This window comes from Alcanivorax sp. IL2, assembly GCF_047495475.1.
Classification (GTDB): domain Bacteria; phylum Pseudomonadota; class Gammaproteobacteria; order Pseudomonadales; family Alcanivoracaceae; genus Alcanivorax.
Window position 1 is genome coordinate 2,905,764 of sequence record NZ_CP179932.1, and the last position, 16,907, is coordinate 2,922,670.

Annotated in this window: 17 protein-coding genes; 4 read left to right on the forward strand and 13 right to left on the reverse strand. The window is 57.6% G+C overall.

What is annotated here, in order from left to right; genetic code table 11:
- Positions 1–72: 72 nt before the first annotated feature.
- Both ACMG4N_RS13395 and ACMG4N_RS13400 read right to left on the reverse strand, forming a co-directional pair.
- Positions 73–783, reverse strand: a complete 711-nt coding sequence (locus tag ACMG4N_RS13395; RefSeq protein ID WP_297768892.1) for a phosphoadenylyl-sulfate reductase — start codon at positions 781–783, stop codon at positions 73–75.
- Between the two features lie 177 nt (positions 784–960).
- Entirely contained in the window at positions 961–1,473 is a 513-nt protein-coding gene (locus ACMG4N_RS13400) for an outer membrane beta-barrel protein (RefSeq protein WP_297768889.1), read from the reverse strand.
- Between the two features lie 304 nt (positions 1,474–1,777).
- Here ACMG4N_RS13400 and ACMG4N_RS13405 point away from each other — a divergent pair, with 304 nt between their 5' ends.
- On the forward strand, positions 1,778–2,176 hold the full coding sequence (locus tag ACMG4N_RS13405; RefSeq protein ID WP_297768887.1) for a DUF4168 domain-containing protein: 399 nt from the start codon (positions 1,778–1,780) through the stop codon (positions 2,174–2,176).
- 61 nt (positions 2,177–2,237) lie between these two features.
- Here the strand turns inward: ACMG4N_RS13405 and ACMG4N_RS13410 are convergent, their stop codons facing one another.
- The 3 genes from ACMG4N_RS13410 to ACMG4N_RS13420 form a co-directional block, all read right to left on the reverse strand.
- A complete protein-coding gene (locus tag ACMG4N_RS13410) occupies positions 2,238–4,184 on the reverse strand; it encodes a ligand-gated channel protein (protein WP_414432058.1) in 1,947 nt (648 codons plus the stop codon).
- Between the two features lie 181 nt (positions 4,185–4,365).
- Positions 4,366–5,706 (reverse strand): histidine kinase sensor domain-containing protein, encoded by a 1,341-nt coding sequence (locus ACMG4N_RS13415; protein WP_414432059.1) that lies wholly within the window; start codon positions 5,704–5,706, stop codon positions 4,366–4,368.
- On the reverse strand, positions 5,706–6,416 hold the full coding sequence (locus ACMG4N_RS13420; RefSeq protein WP_297768879.1) for a response regulator transcription factor: 711 nt from the start codon (positions 6,414–6,416) through the stop codon (positions 5,706–5,708). Before ACMG4N_RS13420 ends, ACMG4N_RS13415 begins: the two co-directional genes overlap by 1 nt.
- Before the next feature lie 158 nt (positions 6,417–6,574).
- Between ACMG4N_RS13420 and ACMG4N_RS13425 the strand changes: the two genes are divergently transcribed.
- The 3 genes from ACMG4N_RS13425 to ACMG4N_RS13435 are packed head-to-tail and all read left to right on the forward strand — an operon-like array spanning position 6,575 to position 8,514.
- Positions 6,575–7,183: a PepSY-associated TM helix domain-containing protein gene (locus ACMG4N_RS13425; RefSeq protein ID WP_297768877.1), complete on the forward strand. Its 609-nt coding sequence runs from the start codon at positions 6,575–6,577 to the stop codon at positions 7,181–7,183.
- 12 nt (positions 7,184–7,195) lie between these two features.
- Positions 7,196–7,684 (forward strand): DUF2271 domain-containing protein, encoded by a 489-nt coding sequence (locus tag ACMG4N_RS13430; RefSeq protein ID WP_297768872.1) that lies wholly within the window; start codon positions 7,196–7,198, stop codon positions 7,682–7,684.
- A 29-nt stretch (positions 7,685–7,713) separates the two neighbouring features.
- On the forward strand, positions 7,714–8,514 hold the full coding sequence (locus tag ACMG4N_RS13435; RefSeq protein WP_297768869.1) for a DUF4198 domain-containing protein: 801 nt from the start codon (positions 7,714–7,716) through the stop codon (positions 8,512–8,514).
- Positions 8,515–8,931: 417 nt separating this feature from the next.
- On the opposite strand, the gene pdxJ is transcribed toward ACMG4N_RS13435, so the two are convergent.
- The 8 genes from pdxJ to ACMG4N_RS13475 form a co-directional block, all read right to left on the reverse strand.
- Positions 8,932–9,663, reverse strand: a complete 732-nt coding sequence (gene pdxJ, locus ACMG4N_RS13440; RefSeq protein ID WP_297768865.1) for a pyridoxine 5'-phosphate synthase — start codon at positions 9,661–9,663, stop codon at positions 8,932–8,934.
- Between the two features lie 149 nt (positions 9,664–9,812).
- Positions 9,813–10,475: a DNA repair protein RecO gene (gene recO / locus ACMG4N_RS13445; RefSeq protein WP_414432062.1), complete on the reverse strand. Its 663-nt coding sequence runs from the start codon at positions 10,473–10,475 to the stop codon at positions 9,813–9,815.
- A 150-nt stretch (positions 10,476–10,625) separates the two neighbouring features.
- A complete protein-coding gene (gene era, locus ACMG4N_RS13450; RefSeq protein WP_297768859.1) occupies positions 10,626–11,534 on the reverse strand; it encodes a GTPase Era in 909 nt (302 codons plus the stop codon).
- A complete protein-coding gene (gene rnc / locus ACMG4N_RS13455) occupies positions 11,527–12,213 on the reverse strand; it encodes a ribonuclease III (RefSeq protein WP_297768856.1) in 687 nt (228 codons plus the stop codon). The genes era and rnc overlap by 8 nt, the downstream gene beginning before the upstream one ends.
- Positions 12,210–12,590 carry a DUF4845 domain-containing protein gene (locus tag ACMG4N_RS13460; RefSeq protein WP_297768853.1) on the reverse strand — a complete coding sequence of 127 codons (381 nt, stop codon included), beginning with the start codon at positions 12,588–12,590 and terminating at the stop codon, positions 12,210–12,212. The genes rnc and ACMG4N_RS13460 overlap by 4 nt, the downstream gene beginning before the upstream one ends.
- 2 nt (positions 12,591–12,592) lie before the next feature.
- Entirely contained in the window at positions 12,593–13,384 is a 792-nt protein-coding gene (lepB, locus tag ACMG4N_RS13465) for a signal peptidase I (RefSeq protein WP_297768850.1), read from the reverse strand.
- Positions 13,384–15,183, reverse strand: coding sequence for a translation elongation factor 4 (lepA, locus tag ACMG4N_RS13470; RefSeq protein ID WP_297768847.1), 1,800 nt, complete (start codon positions 15,181–15,183; stop codon positions 13,384–13,386). The genes lepB and lepA overlap by 1 nt, the downstream gene beginning before the upstream one ends.
- A 266-nt stretch (positions 15,184–15,449) precedes the next feature.
- Positions 15,450–16,898: a DegQ family serine endoprotease gene (locus tag ACMG4N_RS13475; RefSeq protein ID WP_297768844.1), complete on the reverse strand. Its 1,449-nt coding sequence runs from the start codon at positions 16,896–16,898 to the stop codon at positions 15,450–15,452.
- Positions 16,899–16,907 lie beyond the last annotated feature (9 nt).

The window sequence follows — 16,907 nt, forward strand, 5'->3', positions numbered from 1 at the left end:
CAATGGGGAGAGGGTCGACCGAACAAAAAAACGGGCGCATTAAGCGCCCGGTTTGTGTGGTTCAGGAAGGACTTAAAGGTGGAGGCCACACTCAGTCTTCTGCTGACCTTTCCAGCGACCTTCGCGGCCTTCGCCCTTGAAGGTACAGTGGCTGCAGCCGATAGAGTTATAGCCTTCCGCCACCAGCGGATGGAACGGCAGATCGTGTTCTTCGATATAGCTATCGCGCTGTTCCTTGGTGACGTCGATCATAGGGTTGAACTTGATCATCCCGCCACGCTCTTCGAATACCTGCAGCCCGGCGCGGTGCTCGGTCTGCCAACCCATCAGGCTGGAAATCCACAGGTCGTAGTTTTCCTTGGCCTCATCCAGGGGGTTCACCTTGTTCACCTGACAGCACAGATCGGGATCGGATTCCCACATGCGGTTTTCCAGGGACACCTGGTGATGATCCGGGTCCGGCGTCACGTCAACGACAGTCAGGCCAAAGCGCTCCACCAGGTAGTCCTTATACTTGAGGGTTTCCTCAAAGTGATAGCCGGTATCGATGAAGTGTACTGGCTGTTCAGGACGAATCGTTGAGATGATGTGCAGAAAATAGGCGGAGGTCGCCGCGAAGGAAGAGGTAACCATAATCCGCTCGGGGGAAAAATCCTCGAATACGCGGGCGATACGTTCCTCAAAACTCAACGGACCATAGACACGGTTCAGCTCCTCCAGTGCCTCTTTGGACAGGCCGGCGGTGTTGTCTCCGAATCGTGTAATAAGCTGTGCACTACCCATGATCTACAGCACCTCAAAACAGGAATTGCGAGTGCCATGATAGGGGGTCAGCGAAGAAGATAAAGGAATATATAGTGATACTTTTATAACTATGAGACATATGAAACGGCAACCGGTAATCGCACCGGGAACATGGACTACTCGCCTTATCCCCGGTACGACCCGACATTTACTGCCTCAGAACTTGTAGTTAAGCCCCAGTCCGATCAGTTCCTGGGTACCGAAGTCATTATCCACCAGACGCAAATACTCCAGGCTCATGCTGATGTGCTCTTCCATGCCCAGATCAAAGCCACCGCCGTAGGAGGCGCCATCGTCACGCAGGGTTTCGCCATTGAAGTCATTTTCCACATAGCTGTAGCCCCCGATCAGATAGGGGCGAACCGGACCGGCCAGCGGTGGTGTCAGCCGGGCGTAGACGCCGTAGTGAAAGTCGTTCTCCACTTCCACACCGCGGTAGGAATCATCATCGAATGCCTTGCCGGCATGAACCTCGGCGCTAACCAGCTCGTGCAGTACCATGCCACCACGCAGTGTCAGACCAGTGAGGGTCACATTGCTGACCGAACCACGATCGATGTTCATCATATTGACCTGGGCACCGGTGTAGAACTCTGCCTGTGCCGCCGTGCCGGCAAACAACATTCCTGCTGCAAGCGTTCCGCGAAAAATTCCGGATCTTTTCAACATTCAGCTCTCCTTGGTTTTTCTTATCAGTCCCATCGTGGACGAAAGTCCACATACCTATTGAAACGGTCATAGCGTCAAAAGGAAAGTGTTGGGCGTAGCGGGATGTTTGACGGTCAATTACCAGTGACACGCGGTGAATGACGACTGCAGCACTTATTTACATAACTTAACAAAAGACACGGAACGGATACTGTCAGACTTGTCGGAATTGGCAGGTGCCATACGCGACGAATCGATACGCCGTGGTACAACATTGCCCTCTCACCCATGCAGGGGGGCATGAAGACGTAAAGGAGACTGATCTATGAAAAAGCCAATAATCGCCATGGCCGCACTGCTATTTTCCAGCGCTCTGACCGCCACCGCCACCGCACAGCAGCCCGGCACGCAACAAGGCGCTCCGCAATCCCAGAACATGCCTCAGCAACAGAACCTGCCGGATGCATCCGAATTTTCCGATGCTGACCTGGATGCATTTGTTGCCACTCAGAAAGACATGGCAGGCATTCAACAAAAGTATTCCCAGAAGCTGAAGGCCAACCAGGACAAGCCCAAGAAAGCGATGGAAGTACAGCAGGAAGCCCAGCAAAAAATGGTAGAAGCCGTGGAAGACAACGGCCTGGAACTGAAAAAATACAACCAGATCGTTCGTCTGGCACAGTATGATGCGGACTTCCGCGCCAGCCTTCAGGAAAAACTGTAACCGTAAGGCTGAAGACAAAAAAACGCCGGCATTAGCCGGCGTTTTTTTGTTTCAAAAACCATCAGAAATTCACGGTTACCCCCAACCAGTAACGCCGGCCATCTTCCACATAACCATACTCATCCATCAGGATTTCCTTGTCCGTCAGGTTATAGATGCCAGTGTTCAGCTTTGCCTGCGGCGACAACCGGAACCCCACCCCCGCATCGATCAGCGTATTTGACGGCGCGATAATGGCACTGCTGGAAGGCCCGGTAGTCGGCTGACTCTCTTCCCCGCGGTAGCGCACAGTCGCCCAAGGCGATACGGTATCTGTGGCCTGCCAGTTGGCTTGCAGACTGGCCAGATGTTCCGGCAACTGATTCAGCGGTTCTCCCTTGTATTCGCCGGATTTCTGCTCGGAATCCGTATAGGTATAGCTGAGGTTCAGTGTCAGCACTCGATACAGCGTAGTCGACAGGGCAGCTTCCACCCCCCGGGTTACCGCTTCGTCCACATTGACTCGGTAGGTGGGGTCAGAGCCGAACTGGTTGGCACCGTCAGTACAAATAGCAACCGGGCAGGCAATGCGGGTTATCTTGTCTTCAAAATCATTATGGAAAACGGTGACGTTCGCCATCAGGCTACGTCCGGCATTGAAGTAAAGCCCCAGCTCCTTGTTTACCGACGTTTCCGGTTCCAGATCCGGGTTGCCATAGATATTGCCACCACGACTCACCTGTCCCCAGTCCGGGGTAATTTCCCGCAGCGAGGGAGAACGAAAACCGCTGGAGACACCCCCTTTCAGGGTCCAGCGAGGGCTGAAGCCCCACACGCCATAAAGTCGGGGGCTGAAGTGACTACCAAAATTGTCATCGTCATCCATCCGCGCCCCGGCGGTGAGAGAGAAGGTATCAGTCAGCATCCATTCGTCTTCTGCGAACAGTGCATATTTTGCGGTATCGATACGGGTTAGGTCGGAAATCCGGTTGGACGTCTTGTCCGAGAGCGCTTCCTCAATAAAGTCCGCCCCCATGGTGACCCTATGATTACCCAGCGGCATTACCAGTGACGATTTCGCTGTGGTGTTGGTAATCACCATCTCGCGGTTTTCGTTTTCCGCTCTTTCCCGTTGCACGTAGGTGTCGGAGGTACCGATCGCCCAGCGCCCGGTATGGCTCAGCGAGAACGCTTCGCGGCTGCTGCGATTATCGGAATCCGTACAGCCACCACGACAGCCGGTGGCCTGAGCGCTGTAACCGACCAGCGAACGACGACGCTGATCCACCTGACTGGCCTCCAGCACAAGGTCATGATCCTCGCTGGGCGTCACCGATACCTTGGCAGTCAGGTTCTTCAGGGATTTTTCTTCAAAACCGTTTTCAAACAAATCCTCTTCCCGGTCCTGAAAGCGACCATAGAGTTGCAACCCCACCAGCCCTTCCTTGAGGGGGCCGTTGAGGCTGAAATTACCCTGCTTGATATCTCCTGATCGGGAATCATCCTGGATGATGGTATCCAGCTGGACCGAGCCACCCCACTCGTCAGCCACTTTACGGGTGATGATGTTAACGACGCCACCAAGAGCATCGGAGCCGTACAGGGTGGACATGGGCCCGCGCACCACTTCAATTCGCTCGATGCCTTGCAAGGGCGGTAACCAGTCCTGCTCGAAACCGGCGCTGCCGTTGGGGCGGGTTTCGCGGGTGGAGACGCGTTTGCCGTCGACGAGGATAAGGGTGTATGACGAAGGCATACCACGCATGACAATATCCGTGCCGCGATCGCCGGAACCGCCACCGGTCACGATCACCCCGGGGATATCCCGCAGAGCATCGGTGGCATCCTTGTAATAGCGTTGCTCGATCTGCTCCCGGTTGATCACACTGATGGAAGCCGGCGCATCTTCCACCTGCTGGGCATACCCCCCGGCAGTCACCGAAATCTGACCCAGTTCGTGGCTTTCCTGCTCAGCCCAGGCAATACCGCTGGTCGCTACCAGCACCAACCCCAGGTTCCCCAAACGCATTACCATCTTCCTTCTCTCCTCAATTATCTCGACATACGGTCGGGGCCCAGACACCCCCTGACTGTCAGACAGAGACTGATCCCCCGAAACGCGGCCATAGGGCCGCACAGGGCATGTAGGGACATGCTTCACGGGAAAGAATGATATTGATTCTTATTTGCAGATAAAGCAGATTTACAAACTATACAGCGGCCGGCAATCGCAGGTGGACCCGCAGGCCGGGGACGGTATTTTCTGCCCACAACTGGCCGCCAAGCCGCTGCACGGAACGGCGGGCAATGCTCAACCCCAACCCGAAACCACTGTTGCCGGCCCGGGCACTATCCAGACGGACGAAAGGTGCGAAGATGTCCTCCAGCCGATCCGCAGGCACACCGGGTCCCTGATCAGTGACCCACAGATGCCACCACTCCCCCTCTCGGGTCCCCGACAGGGAAATCCGCCCCTGCGCCGGAGAATAGCGCACCGCATTGCGCACCAGATTTTCCAGCACCTGAGCCAGCGCATTGAGATTGCCACGGACCTGCGCATCGGCAGGAAGGTCGCAGGGAAAGCGTGACTGGAGCCAGCCACTTTCGAAGGCGGCGTTGTCGCTTACCACATCCCATAGAGCCTGCAACGGGATCGGCTCCTGCCCACCGTCAACGGATTCCGTATCCTGCCAACCCAGGGTAAGCGTATCGTTGACCAGGGTACGCATCTGGACCAGCTCACGTGCCACCCGCTGTCGTAGCCTCGCTTCATCCAGATCACCCTCCAATGCCACCGCCAGACGACTGAGTGGCGTGCGTAACTCATGGGACATATCGTTGAGAAGCTGACGCTGGGTGGCCAGCATGGCCGACACCTGCTCGGCCATGTGATTGAAACTGCGCGCCACATCGCCAAATTCATCACGACGGTTGCTCAGCGACGGCTGGACCCGGGCCTGCGGATCATCCTTGAATTGCAGCACTTGGTGCTGCAATTCTCGCAGCGGCACACGCAGGCGCCAAAACAGCAACAGACCGAGAATCAGTGCCACCAATGCCGGCAGACCCACCATCAGCAAGGACTTCCATAGTGGCCAGTCCTGCCCGGGCATATAACGGGGTGGCAATTGCATCACCAGGCTGCCCTGCTCCGCGTTGTCAGGGAAAGGCACTCCGATATAGGGCATGGAGCGATAGCGAAAACTCATGCGCCACTCCAGACCCCGTTGAAATCGCAGGCCGGCCCGTTCCGATTCTGTCAGGGGAATGCCACTGAGTGACTGGTCATCCTGGCTGACTACCATGATGTCACCGGGTTCACGATCACGCATGGCAGCGATCCAGTGCTCCACCCCCGCTGCACCGTTCACTCGCCAGGCCTGCTCCGCGTCAGCGGCATAACCGCGCATGACGCTTTTCGCCTCATCGCTGAGTAACAGGGCACGGCTACTGAGAGTGCGGTTAAGCCAGTCGCTCAGTGTCACGGTGCAAACCACCGTCACCATCAACAGCAACGCCAGCCGCCACAACAGGGAATGTCGGCGCAGCATCACAAGTTCTCGGTAATCAGGGTGTATCCCTGGCCCCAGACGGTGCGAACAGAGGATTCGGGCACGCCGGCATCACGCAACTTGCGACGCAGGTGGCTTACATGCAGATCCAGACTCCGGTCATGGCGACCACAGCCCCGGTATAACACCGTCTGGTAAAGAAAGGGTTTGCTGAGAACCTGGTCATGGTGCTCCAGCAGCACCTGCAGCAAACGAAATTCCGTGGTGGTCAGCCCCAGATCACGCTGGCGATAACAAGCGGTCTCGGCCGCCTCTTCTAGAACCAGCCCACCCACTGAATTCGACGGCACCGCCCGGTGTCGCTCCATGCTCACCCGGCGCAGCACTGCCTCTACCCGCACCGCCAGTTCGGCCATACTGAACGGCTTGGGCAGGTAGTCATCCGCCCCGCCGATCAGGCCCTGAATCCTGGCCTGCTCATCACCGAGTGCAGAAACCACGATCACCGGCACCGGGCTCCTGTGGCGAAGCTGGCCCAGCAACTCCAGGCCATTCATCCCGGGTAGCAAAATATCCAGCAATACCAGATCAAAGTCTCCAGATGACGCCGCCGCCAAGCCGAGCGTGCCATCCATACAGAGGGTGACCTGATAACGGCGCTCAGACAGGAAATCATGGAGATGCGCGCTGAGCACAGCATCGTCTTCGATGACCAGCAAACGGGAGGGAATTTGGGCAACAGCATTCATTCGCGAATGATAGAAATTATCATTTAACAAATCCAGGGTTATTTGAACTTAATTCACTGCCCGCCAATATCCCTTACATTCTTTACACCCTCACGACTATTTAAAAAGAACCATTCTCATTAACATCGCTGCCATCGAAATATGCCGAGCCCTTTTCCGTGGTGAACAAGAAACGCAAAGCCTTCTGGTTAAAACAGCTCCACCAGTGGCACTGGATTACCTCGGCCCTGTGCCTGATCAGTCTGCTGCTGTTCAGCATCACCGGAATCACGCTGAACCATGCCAGTGCCATCAGCGCCGACCCGGCCATCCGGGAACAGGTAGCCTCCCTGCCCGCGCCTCTACTGGAAGAGCTCGGCTTTCACCAAGCGGGTGCCCTACCCGTTGCGGTGCGCAACTGGCTGGATCGGGAGATGCAGATCCGCGTCGGCGACAAGGCCGCCGAATGGTCTGCCGGGGAAGTCTACCTGGCCCTGCCCCGGCCCGGCGGCGATGCCTGGCTGGCCATTGATCTTGATGATGGTGCCGTGCTGGCCGAGCAGACCGACCGAGGCTGGATCGCGTTTTTCAACGACCTGCACAAGGGGCGGCACACCGGCATCGCCTGGTCCTGGTTTATCGACATCTTTGCCGTGGCCAGCCTGCTGTTCGCACTCACCGGCCTGGGACTGATGATGCTGCACGCCAAACGCCGGCCGGCCACCTGGCCGGTCACACTGGCCGGGCTGGTGCTGCCCTGGCTGCTGATCGTGGTTTTCATGCATTAAAAGGACAGTCCTATGCGTTTACTCCCCCTCGCACTGTTTTCCCTGCTGGCCAGTTATGCCAGCGCCGACACCTTCCTGGTAGAAGTCGAAGTCCCCCGGCTGCGGGTGGCGGAATACCACGCTCCCTACGTGGCCTTCTGGGTGGAAAACGCCGACCGCAGCACCATCGTGCCCCTGGGCCTGTGGTACGACGACCAGGAAAAGTGGCTCAAGGATATTCGCCAGTGGTGGCGACGTACCGGCCGTAGCCAGCAAAAACCTTATGACGGTCTCACCGGCGCCACCCGCAGCCCTGGCAAGCACCCGATGGATTTCAGCGACCTGCAAAGCCTGCAGAATCTTGCCGCGGGTGACTACCAACTGGTAGTGGAAGCCTCCCGGGAAGTCGGCGGCCGGGAAGTGGTGCACCTGCCCTTCCAATGGCCGGCCAAAAACCACCAGCAACGACAGGTTGACGGTACCAGCGAGCTGGGCACCGTCACGCTCAGCGTAAAACCCTGAAGCCAATAAACATGAAAAGGAAAAACGCCATGAACATCACGCTAAAACGCCTCGGCATGCTGTCGCTACTGGCAACCGCTTTGCCGGTCCAGGCTCACAAACTCTGGTTGCTACCCAGCCACACCAGTGTCTCCGAACCGCAATGGGTCACCGTGGATGCCAGCATTTCCAACGAAATCTTCGGCGTAGAGCGCCCCTACCCGCTGGACGACCTGGAAGTGACCGGGCCTGATGGCAAGGCCGCCACTGTGGAAAATCTCCTCAAGGGCCACCGTCGAAGTGTCTTCGATGTGAATCTGGACAAGCCCGGCAGCTATCGCATCGCCGTGGCCAAACCCGGTTATTTTCTGATGTACCAGGTGGATGGTGAGCGCAAACGCGCCCGCGGTATGGATGCCGGCACACTGTTAGCCCAGCTGCCGGAAAATGCCAGTGACGTGACACTGAGCGAAGTCCACAACCGTCTGGAAACCGTGATCACCCTGGGCGCGCCGACGACCATCCGGCCCACCGGCAAGGGCATGGAACTGGAAATGCTCACTCACCCCAACGACCTTTATGCCGGCGAGACCGCACAGTGGCGCCTGCTGGTGGACGGTGAACCGGCCTCTGGTGTGGAGATGGAACTGGTCTCCGGTGGCACCCGCTACCGCGACAGCCAGGACAACTGGATCGTGACCAGCGACGACAAGGGCATGCTGTCCATCACCTGGCCCCAGGCCGGTCGCTACTACCTGGAAGCCTCCAGCTCTGATGACAAGGTCAGCAACAAAAAAGCCGATCAGCGACGGCTGCAGTATCTGGGAACGGTAGAAGTGTTGCCGATGTGAAGAGAACAGCTGCGAGCCACAAGCTTCATGCTACAAGGCGGGAGGGGCCGAGCCAGACGGCCCGCACCCTGTCCGCGACAGTTATCCCTAATTCTTTTACGAAGCCGCTGCAGGAACGTAGCGTAGGGGGAGTAACGACCGTAGGTCGGCCCGAAGGCTGAGCGTAGCGAATACGGAGTTTGGGTCGCAAACCGCGCTTGCGCGGAAATCATCGAAAGGTGATCCGGCATCCCAAAGCGGAACAGGTCTCTCCAGAAATAATGGTAAATAGAGGTTGAGCTCTGTCGCCTCGCTACGCTCGGTTCGGATGTCGCAGATCCCCCGGGGGGACAAGAATAGCTCCCACGAGCGGCTTCGTAGAAATGCAGAGATCCTGGGAGTTTTTGGCCTTTCGTTATCCAACGAGCGTGGCTCGAGCTAGCGGCTAATCCCGTCAATCAGACCCCGCATCGTGCGCACCGCTTCATCCAGCCCGGACATCACGGCCCGGGCGATGATGCTATGGCCGATGTTCAGTTCGTTGATGCCCGGGATAGCGGCGATGGGCAAGGTGTTGTGGTAATGCAGGCCATGGCCGGCGTTAACCACCAGACCTTGCTCCAGCGCATAGGCGACGCCATCACGAATTTTTGCCAGTTCCTGCTGCTCGCTGGCCGGGTCCGTGGCATCGGCGTAATGCCCGGTATGAATTTCGATGGTCGGCGCACCACATTCCCGGGCGGCACGGATTTGCGCCGGATCCGCATCGATAAACAGGGACACATCGATACCCGCCTGCCCCAGGCGCTGGCAGCACTGGGCAATCCATGCCTGGTTACCCACCACATCCAGACCACCTTCCGTAGTCAGCTCTTCTCGCTTTTCCGGCACCAGACAGCAATGGGGCGGCTTGATGCGACAGGCAATGGCAACCATTTCCTCGGTGGCGGCCATCTCCAGGTTCATGCGGGTCTGCAGGGTCTGCGCCAGCAACTCCACATCACGGTCATTGATATGGCGGCGGTCCTCACGCAGATGCACAGTAATCCCATCCGCCCCCGCCTGCTCCGCTACCAGCGCCGCCTGCACGGGCTCCGGATAGCGGGTGCCACGGGCCTGGCGCAGGGTGGCGATGTGATCGATGTTAACGCCGAGCAATACTCTGGACATAATACTCACCTTAAAACGGATTCTTTGCGTAGCGGGCAATTCGATGTTCTAGCTTCTAGCTTTCAGGATGGAGCTCCGCCTGAATCGGCACACAATGTTTTTTTTCTCTAGTTGCTAGTTGCTAGTAGCTCAAAGCTAGACTCTGCTTTTCACTTCTCCCGAAACAGCTCGCGGCTTTTCAAGGGTTTGTCCCCCAGGTGCGGAGCCAGCAAAGCCCGGCACAGGTGGAGGGCGGTTTTTCGGGCTGGCGGTTGCCAGTCACCGTTGACGATGGCCAGTAAATCGTTGCCTTGATACCCCTCTTGTGCGGGCAACAGGCCCTGCTGCGGGTCCAGCAGGTAGTATCCGTCAGGGCGCAATGCCTCGCCGTGCATATCGTACCCCAGTGCGATGCCGTAGCCCATTTCCTCCAGCAGGCCCAACTCGAATTGCCGCAGAGCCACATCAAGCCACTGCCCTTCCTGCAAAGCATTGAGCGCCTGTTCATAAAGAGGCCAGAGCCCCGGGTGCGGGTCGTCCCGGTGCAACAGGCGAGTCAGAAGCTCATTAAGGTAAAAGCCGCAATACAGAGGCTTGCCCTGCAAGGCCAGGCGTTGGCCACGAGGTTCGCAGCCACGAAAGCTGTAAAGCTCGCCGGCGCTTTTCAGTTCGATCCACAGCGGGGTAAAGGGTGCCAGCAACGGATCCTTGCGCCCACCTCGCACCACCGCCCCCACACGCCCCAGCGCGGGCACAAACAGTTCCACGATCAGGCTGGTGTTACGGAAGGGCCGGCGGTGCAAGAGCCAGGCGGGTTGCAGGGTGGGGTTCACGGGGGACAGCTCCTAGCTTCTAGCTTCTAGCTTCTAGCTTCTAGCTTCTAGCTTCTAGCTTCTAGCTTCTAGCTTCTAGCTTTCAGAATGGTGCCTCGCCTAAAGCCAAATACAATATTTTCTAGCAGCTAGTAGCTAGAAGCTCGCAGCTCAATTCCGTTCGTCATAGCCAAGCGAGCGCAACGCCCGGGCATCGTCGGACCAGCCAGCCTTGATCTTCACCCATAGATTCAACATTACCTTGCGATCAATCAGGCGCTCAATGTCTTCCCGGGCCTGGGTGCCGATCTGCTTGATACGGTCACCACCATCACCAATGAGAATCTTTTTCTGGCCACGACGTTCCACCAGGATAGCGGCAGAAATTTCAGTGACGCGGGCGCCCTCTTCCCACATTTCCACTTCCACGCTGACCTGATGGGGCAGCTCCTGGCCCAGCTGGCGCACCACTTTTTCACGAATAATTTCTGCCGCCATGAAGCGCAGGCTGCGGTCGGTTAGCTGGTCTTCGTCGTACCAGAACTCCCCTTCCGGCAAGCGCTCGACCAGCGCCTTTTCCAGCTCCATCAGGTTCTGTTCCTTGAGCGCAGACACAGGCACCACAGCATCGAAAGGGTAACGCTCGGTAAGCGCTTCTATATGCGGCAGCAACTGGGCCTTGTCGTCCAGGCTGTCCACCTTGTTGATGATCAGCAGCACCGGCATTTCCGGGTGTTCGGGCAGTAGCGACAACACATACTCATCTGCCGGAGTCCACTTGAGGCCATCCACCATCATGCAGACCACATCCACGCCACTGAGCGTGGATACTGCGGCCTCGTTCATGGCCCGATTAAGCGCTCGCTCCTGACCGGTATGAATCCCCGGGGTGTCCGCAAAGATAATCTGATAGTTGTCACGGGTATGGATACCGTGGATACGGTGACGGGTGGTTTGCGGCTTGCGCGAGGTAATGCTGACCTTTTGCCCGATCAGGTGATTCATCAGGGTAGATTTACCCACGTTGGGGCGACCAACGATGGAGATCATTCCACAACGGGTCGGTGTTACGTCAGTCATACTGCTGCTCCAGCCAGCTCAGGACAGTGGCCGCGACCTGCTGCTCGGCCTTGCGGCGACTGGCTCCCTGGGCCTTGAAGGTTTGTTGCATCTGCTCCAGTTCGCAGGTCACTTCAAAGGTCTGCTTGGGAGCGAGACCCTCCACCTGAGTGACCTGGTAAGTGGGCAATTCGAATTTGCGGGCCTGCAGCCACTCCTGCAGGCGGGTTTTGGCATCTTTCTGGGCACTCTGCGGAGTAATGATCTGCAGCCGTTCATCAAACCAGTTCAACACCACGTCCCGGCAGGGTGACTCACCACCGTCCAGCAGGATGGCACCGATTATCGCTTCCAGAGAATCAGCAAGAATGGAATCGCGGCGAAAGCCACCACTTTTCAGTTCGCCACCGCCCAGCACCAGATAATCTCCCAGGCCCAGTTCTCGCGCCACCAGGGCCAGAGTCTGGCCGCGAACCAGCGAGGCCCGCATCCGGGTGAGTTGCCCTTCTGCCGCATCCGGAAAGCGCTCAAACAAGGCAATGGAAATGATTTGCCCGAGCTGGGCATCACCAAGAAATTCCAGGCGTTCGTAGTTGCGATGGCGGCTGACACTGCGATGGGTCAGTGCCAGTGCCAGCAGTTCAATATCATTGAAACGATAGCCCAAGCGAGCCATCAACCTGTCGAGATCATTATTCACTGGCGAACGTCTTTGCTGAACTCGTCCTGAAAGGTCATCACGATACTGACGTTGTAGAACATGGGTTCGCGGACTTCATAATCAGTAGTAATTTTGAGCACCCCGGCATCCTTGGTGATTGCCAGATCCTCGACGTTTATCACGGTGACTTGATTGATGGAGAACCGCTTTCTCAGCGCGTCACGCACCTCTCGGGGTGACATCAATGCGGTCTTGCTATCCTGCATCAAGGACTTGACTGACGAAGAGATGGTGTTGTGTTCCATGTAGGCGGGCACCATTCGCAGTGTTGCAGTGCCCAGGACAGCAGCAACCAGCAGTATCGCCGCCCAACCCACCAAAGAGATCCCACGTTGCTGTGATGGCTTTGTCATCATTGTTAGTTCGCCTCCACCTTGTCTATGGCGCCATTACGAGAAAAACTGGGTATCGAGAAGATCGGCTTCCAGTGCATCCAGATCAGGAAAGCCTCCCCCACTACCAGCTCTTCCGGGACTATACCCCAGAATCGGCTGTCGTTACTGTTATCCCGGTTGTCGCCCATCACAAAGTAGGCGCCTTCCGGCACTTGCCATTCACCCTGAGTCCGGCTCTGCGGCACTTTGCGGCCGGTGAAGGGGTTGATCTTGCCTTCCTGCCATATCAGGTGGCGGCTGTCACCGAGTTGCTCCACATACTCGCGCCGCCAGGCACCGGAGCCTTCCCACTCCCGGGCCAGCTCCCGCTTCACCGGTTCGCCATTGACCGTGACCATGTTGTCTTTTACCTGCACGCTATCACCAGGCAGACCAACCACTCGTTTGATGAAGTTCTGGCTGCGATTTTCCGGGAATTTGAATACCAGAACGTCGCCACGCTGGGGTTCACCGGTCTCGACAATCTTGGTGTTGGTCACCGGCAGGCGCAGGCCGTAGGCGAATTTGTTCACCAGAATGAAGTCGTTCACCTGGAGGGTCGGCAGCATGGATCCGGACGGGATGGTAAATGGCTCGATGATGAAGGAGCGAATTACCAGCACAACGAAGAAAACGGAAATCAGGGAATTTGAGGTTTCCACAGCCCCTTCCACGCGCCCGCCTTTCTGCTTGAGCTTGAAGATCTTGTCGATGACCCAGACTGTAACGGTGAGCAGCAGCGCCAGGGAAAGCCAGAAACCAATATCGATATCCATCAATCATCCACCTTGAGTACTGCAAGGAACGCTTCCTGGGGGATTTCCACATTACCCACCTGCTTCATGCGTTTCTTACCTTCTTTCTGTTTCTGCAGCAGCTTTTTCTTGCGCGATACGTCACCGCCGTAGCACTTCGCGGTCACATTCTTGCGCAATGCCTTGACGGTCTGGCGAGCAATGACCTTGTTGCCGATGGCCGCCTGAATGGCCACATCAAACATTTGCCGCGGCACCAGCTCCTTCATCTTTTCGCACAGGGCCCGGCCGCGATAGGCGGACTGGTCCAGGTGACAAATCATCGCCAGGGCATCCACCTTGTCGCCGTTAATCAGTACATCAACCCGCACCAGCTTGGTGGCTTCGAAGCGCTCGAAGGCATAGTCCATGGAGGCAAAACCCCGGCTCACGGACTTGATGCGATCGAAGAAATCCAGCACCACTTCGGCCATGGGGATGTCGTAGGTCAGCGCCACCTGTTTGCCCAGATACTGCATATTGATCTGCGAGCCCCGGCGCTCCACACACAGGGTAATCACATTGCCCACAAACTCCTGGGGAACCAGGATGTTGACGCGGGCGATGGGCTCACGGAATTCCTCAATTTTGTTGGCGTCCGGCAGCTTTGAGGGGTTATCCACGTAAAGCACGGATTCATCGACCAGCAGGATTTCATAGACCACCGTGGGCGCGGTGGTGATCAGGTCCAGGTCGTATTCGCGCTCCAGACGCTCCTGGATGATCTCCATGTGCAGCATGCCCAGAAAGCCCACCCGGAAACCGAAGCCCAAGGCATCGGAGGTTTCCGGTTCATAGAACAGCGAGGCATCGTTGAGGGTCAGCTTGGCCAGGGCATCACGGAAGTCTTCGTAATCATCGGCACTGACCGGGAACATACCCGCATACACCTGTGGCTTCACTTTCTTGAAGCCCGGCAGAGCCGGCACATCCGGGGTCTTGGCCAGAGTCAGGGTATCACCCACCGGCGCACCATGAATATCCTTGATGCTGCCGCTCACCCAGCCCACTTCCCCGGCTTCCAGGTGTTTGGTCTCGGTCCGTTTCGGCGTAAAGATACCGAGTTGATCCACCACATGGGTCTGCCCGGTGGATTTCACCAGAATCTTGTCGCCTTTTTTCAGGCGGCCATGCTTCATCCGCACCAGGGAAATCACGCCCAGGTAGTTATCGAACCAGGAATCGATGATCAGCGCCTGCATATTCCCTTCCCGCTCGCCTTCAGGGGCGGGAATGCGTTCCACCAACTGCTCCAGCAGATCATCCACGCCAACCCCGGTCTTGGCGGAAACCCGGCAGGCATCGTGAGCATCCAGGCCGATGATCTCTTCGATCTCGTTGATCACCATATCCGGCTCAGCCTGGGGCAGATCAATCTTGTTGAGCACCGGCAGCACTTCCAGGTCCTGCTCGATAGCGGTGTAGCAGTTGGCCACGGACTGGGCTTCCACGCCCTGGGCTGCATCCACTACCAGCAAGGCCCCTTCACAGGCGGACAGGGAACGGGATACCTCATAGGAGAAATCCACGTGTCCCGGGGTATCAATGAAATTCAGCTGGTAGGTTTCCCCATCCCGGGCCTTGTAATAGAGCGTCACGCTCTGGGCCTTGATGGTGATGCCCCGCTCACGCTCGAGCTCCATGGAATCCAGTACCTGCTCTTTCAGCTCGCGCTGGGTCAGCCCCCCGCAGACCTGGATAAAGCGGTCCGCCAGGGTGGATTTGCCATGGTCAATGTGGGCGATGATGGAGAAATTGCGAATATTCTTGATGTCAGTCATAGGGCCTGTTGCACAAAAGAGTGTTGCCGTGAAAACGGCACGCAGTGGGGCGCGATTCTAGCCTGAACGGGAGGGGGTTGCACGGGGGTTGGCTATCCTGTGCCCGCCAGCGCATGACAACAGCTTGCATGGGAACGGGGCAGAGGCCCAATTTCGCCATGCAAGCATAGGTTATTCACTACACTCACCCTTCGGGCCGCACTGTAATACGTGCGTACTGGGCCACGGCTCCGTTCCTGCAGCGCTGTGAGTCTGCTGGGAGGCCCTCAGGGCAACTTTATGGGCAGGAAACGGGGATTGCCGTCCCGGTTGATCAGGGCGGCCACGGTGCCGCTCTCGGGCAGAGCCGCCACCACCTCACCGAAGGATTCCGGGTCGTTCACCGGTTCATTGTTCAGCGTCACCAGAATATCCCCGCTGGCAATGCCTGCCTTGGCGGCCGGGCCATCACCCACCTCGGTGACGATCACCCCGGCTTTCAGATCCAGGCGGCTCAGCTCGGCGGCACTGGCGGCGCGCACTTTCAGCCCCAGAGCATTGGCGCCATCCGGCGCAGCCTGGCCGGCGGCACCACGCAGAGCCATCTCCGGGTCGTCCGGCAGCAGCCCAATAGTCACTTCCAGTTCCTTTTCCTTGCCGTCGCGGATGACCACCATGTCGGCATCCGTTTCCGGTTTCACCCGACCAACCCAGCGAGGCAGCTCGGAGGAGCGATAGATGGTTTCACCGTTGAACGAGACAATGATGTCACCGGCCTGGATACCGGCCGCCTCAGCGGGGGAGCCTTCCAGCACCTGGGAGACCAACGCCCCCTTTGGCTGATCCAGCCCGAAGGATTCCGCCAGATCGCGATCCACTTCCTGAATCAGCACACCCAGCCAGCCACGGCTGACCTTACCGTACTCCTTGATCTGGCTGACCACGTCCATGGCCATATCAATGGGAATCGCAAAACTGACCCCCATATAGCCACCGGAACGACTGAAGATCTGGGAGTTGATGCCCACCACTTCTCCGCTCAGATTGAATAGCGGGCCGCCACTATTGCCCGGGTTGATCGCCACATCGGTCTGTATAAAGGGAACATAGCTGTCATTGGGCAGGCTGCGGCCCTTGGCGCTGACAATCCCGGCAGTGACGCTGCTGTCGAAGCCGAAAGGCGCACCAATGGCCAGCACCCACTCGCCGACCTTGAGATCGTCAGAGGACCCGATATTGGCCACCGGCAGGTCTTCGCCATCCAGCTTCAGCAAGGCCAGATCGCTCTGTTCGTCGGCACCGACCAGCTCGGCCTTCAGCTCACGGCGATCCTGCAGACGCACAATGATTTCATCCGCCTCGGCCACCACATGGTTATTGGTGAGGACATAGCCATCGGCGGAAATTATGAAACCGGACCCCAGCGAACGCGCCTCTCGTTCCTGAGGCATGGAGGGCACGCCGTCTTCACCTCCGAACTGTTCAAAAAAGCGACGGAAGAATTCCGGCAATTGATCAAGCTGATCACGAACAGATTCTTCGCTCTGACGGGTGATGGTGCTGATATTCACCACCGCCGGGCCTTCTTTCTCCACCAGGCGGGTAAAATCCGGCAGGCCGGTTACCAGCGGTTCGGCCCGTTCCCGGGAAGCCTTGCTCTCCGGCTCGGCACAAGCCACCAACAGGCCCGTGAAAATCACCAGACACAGTGTCGCCACTCGCTGAAATCCGCTCATTGGGCTCTC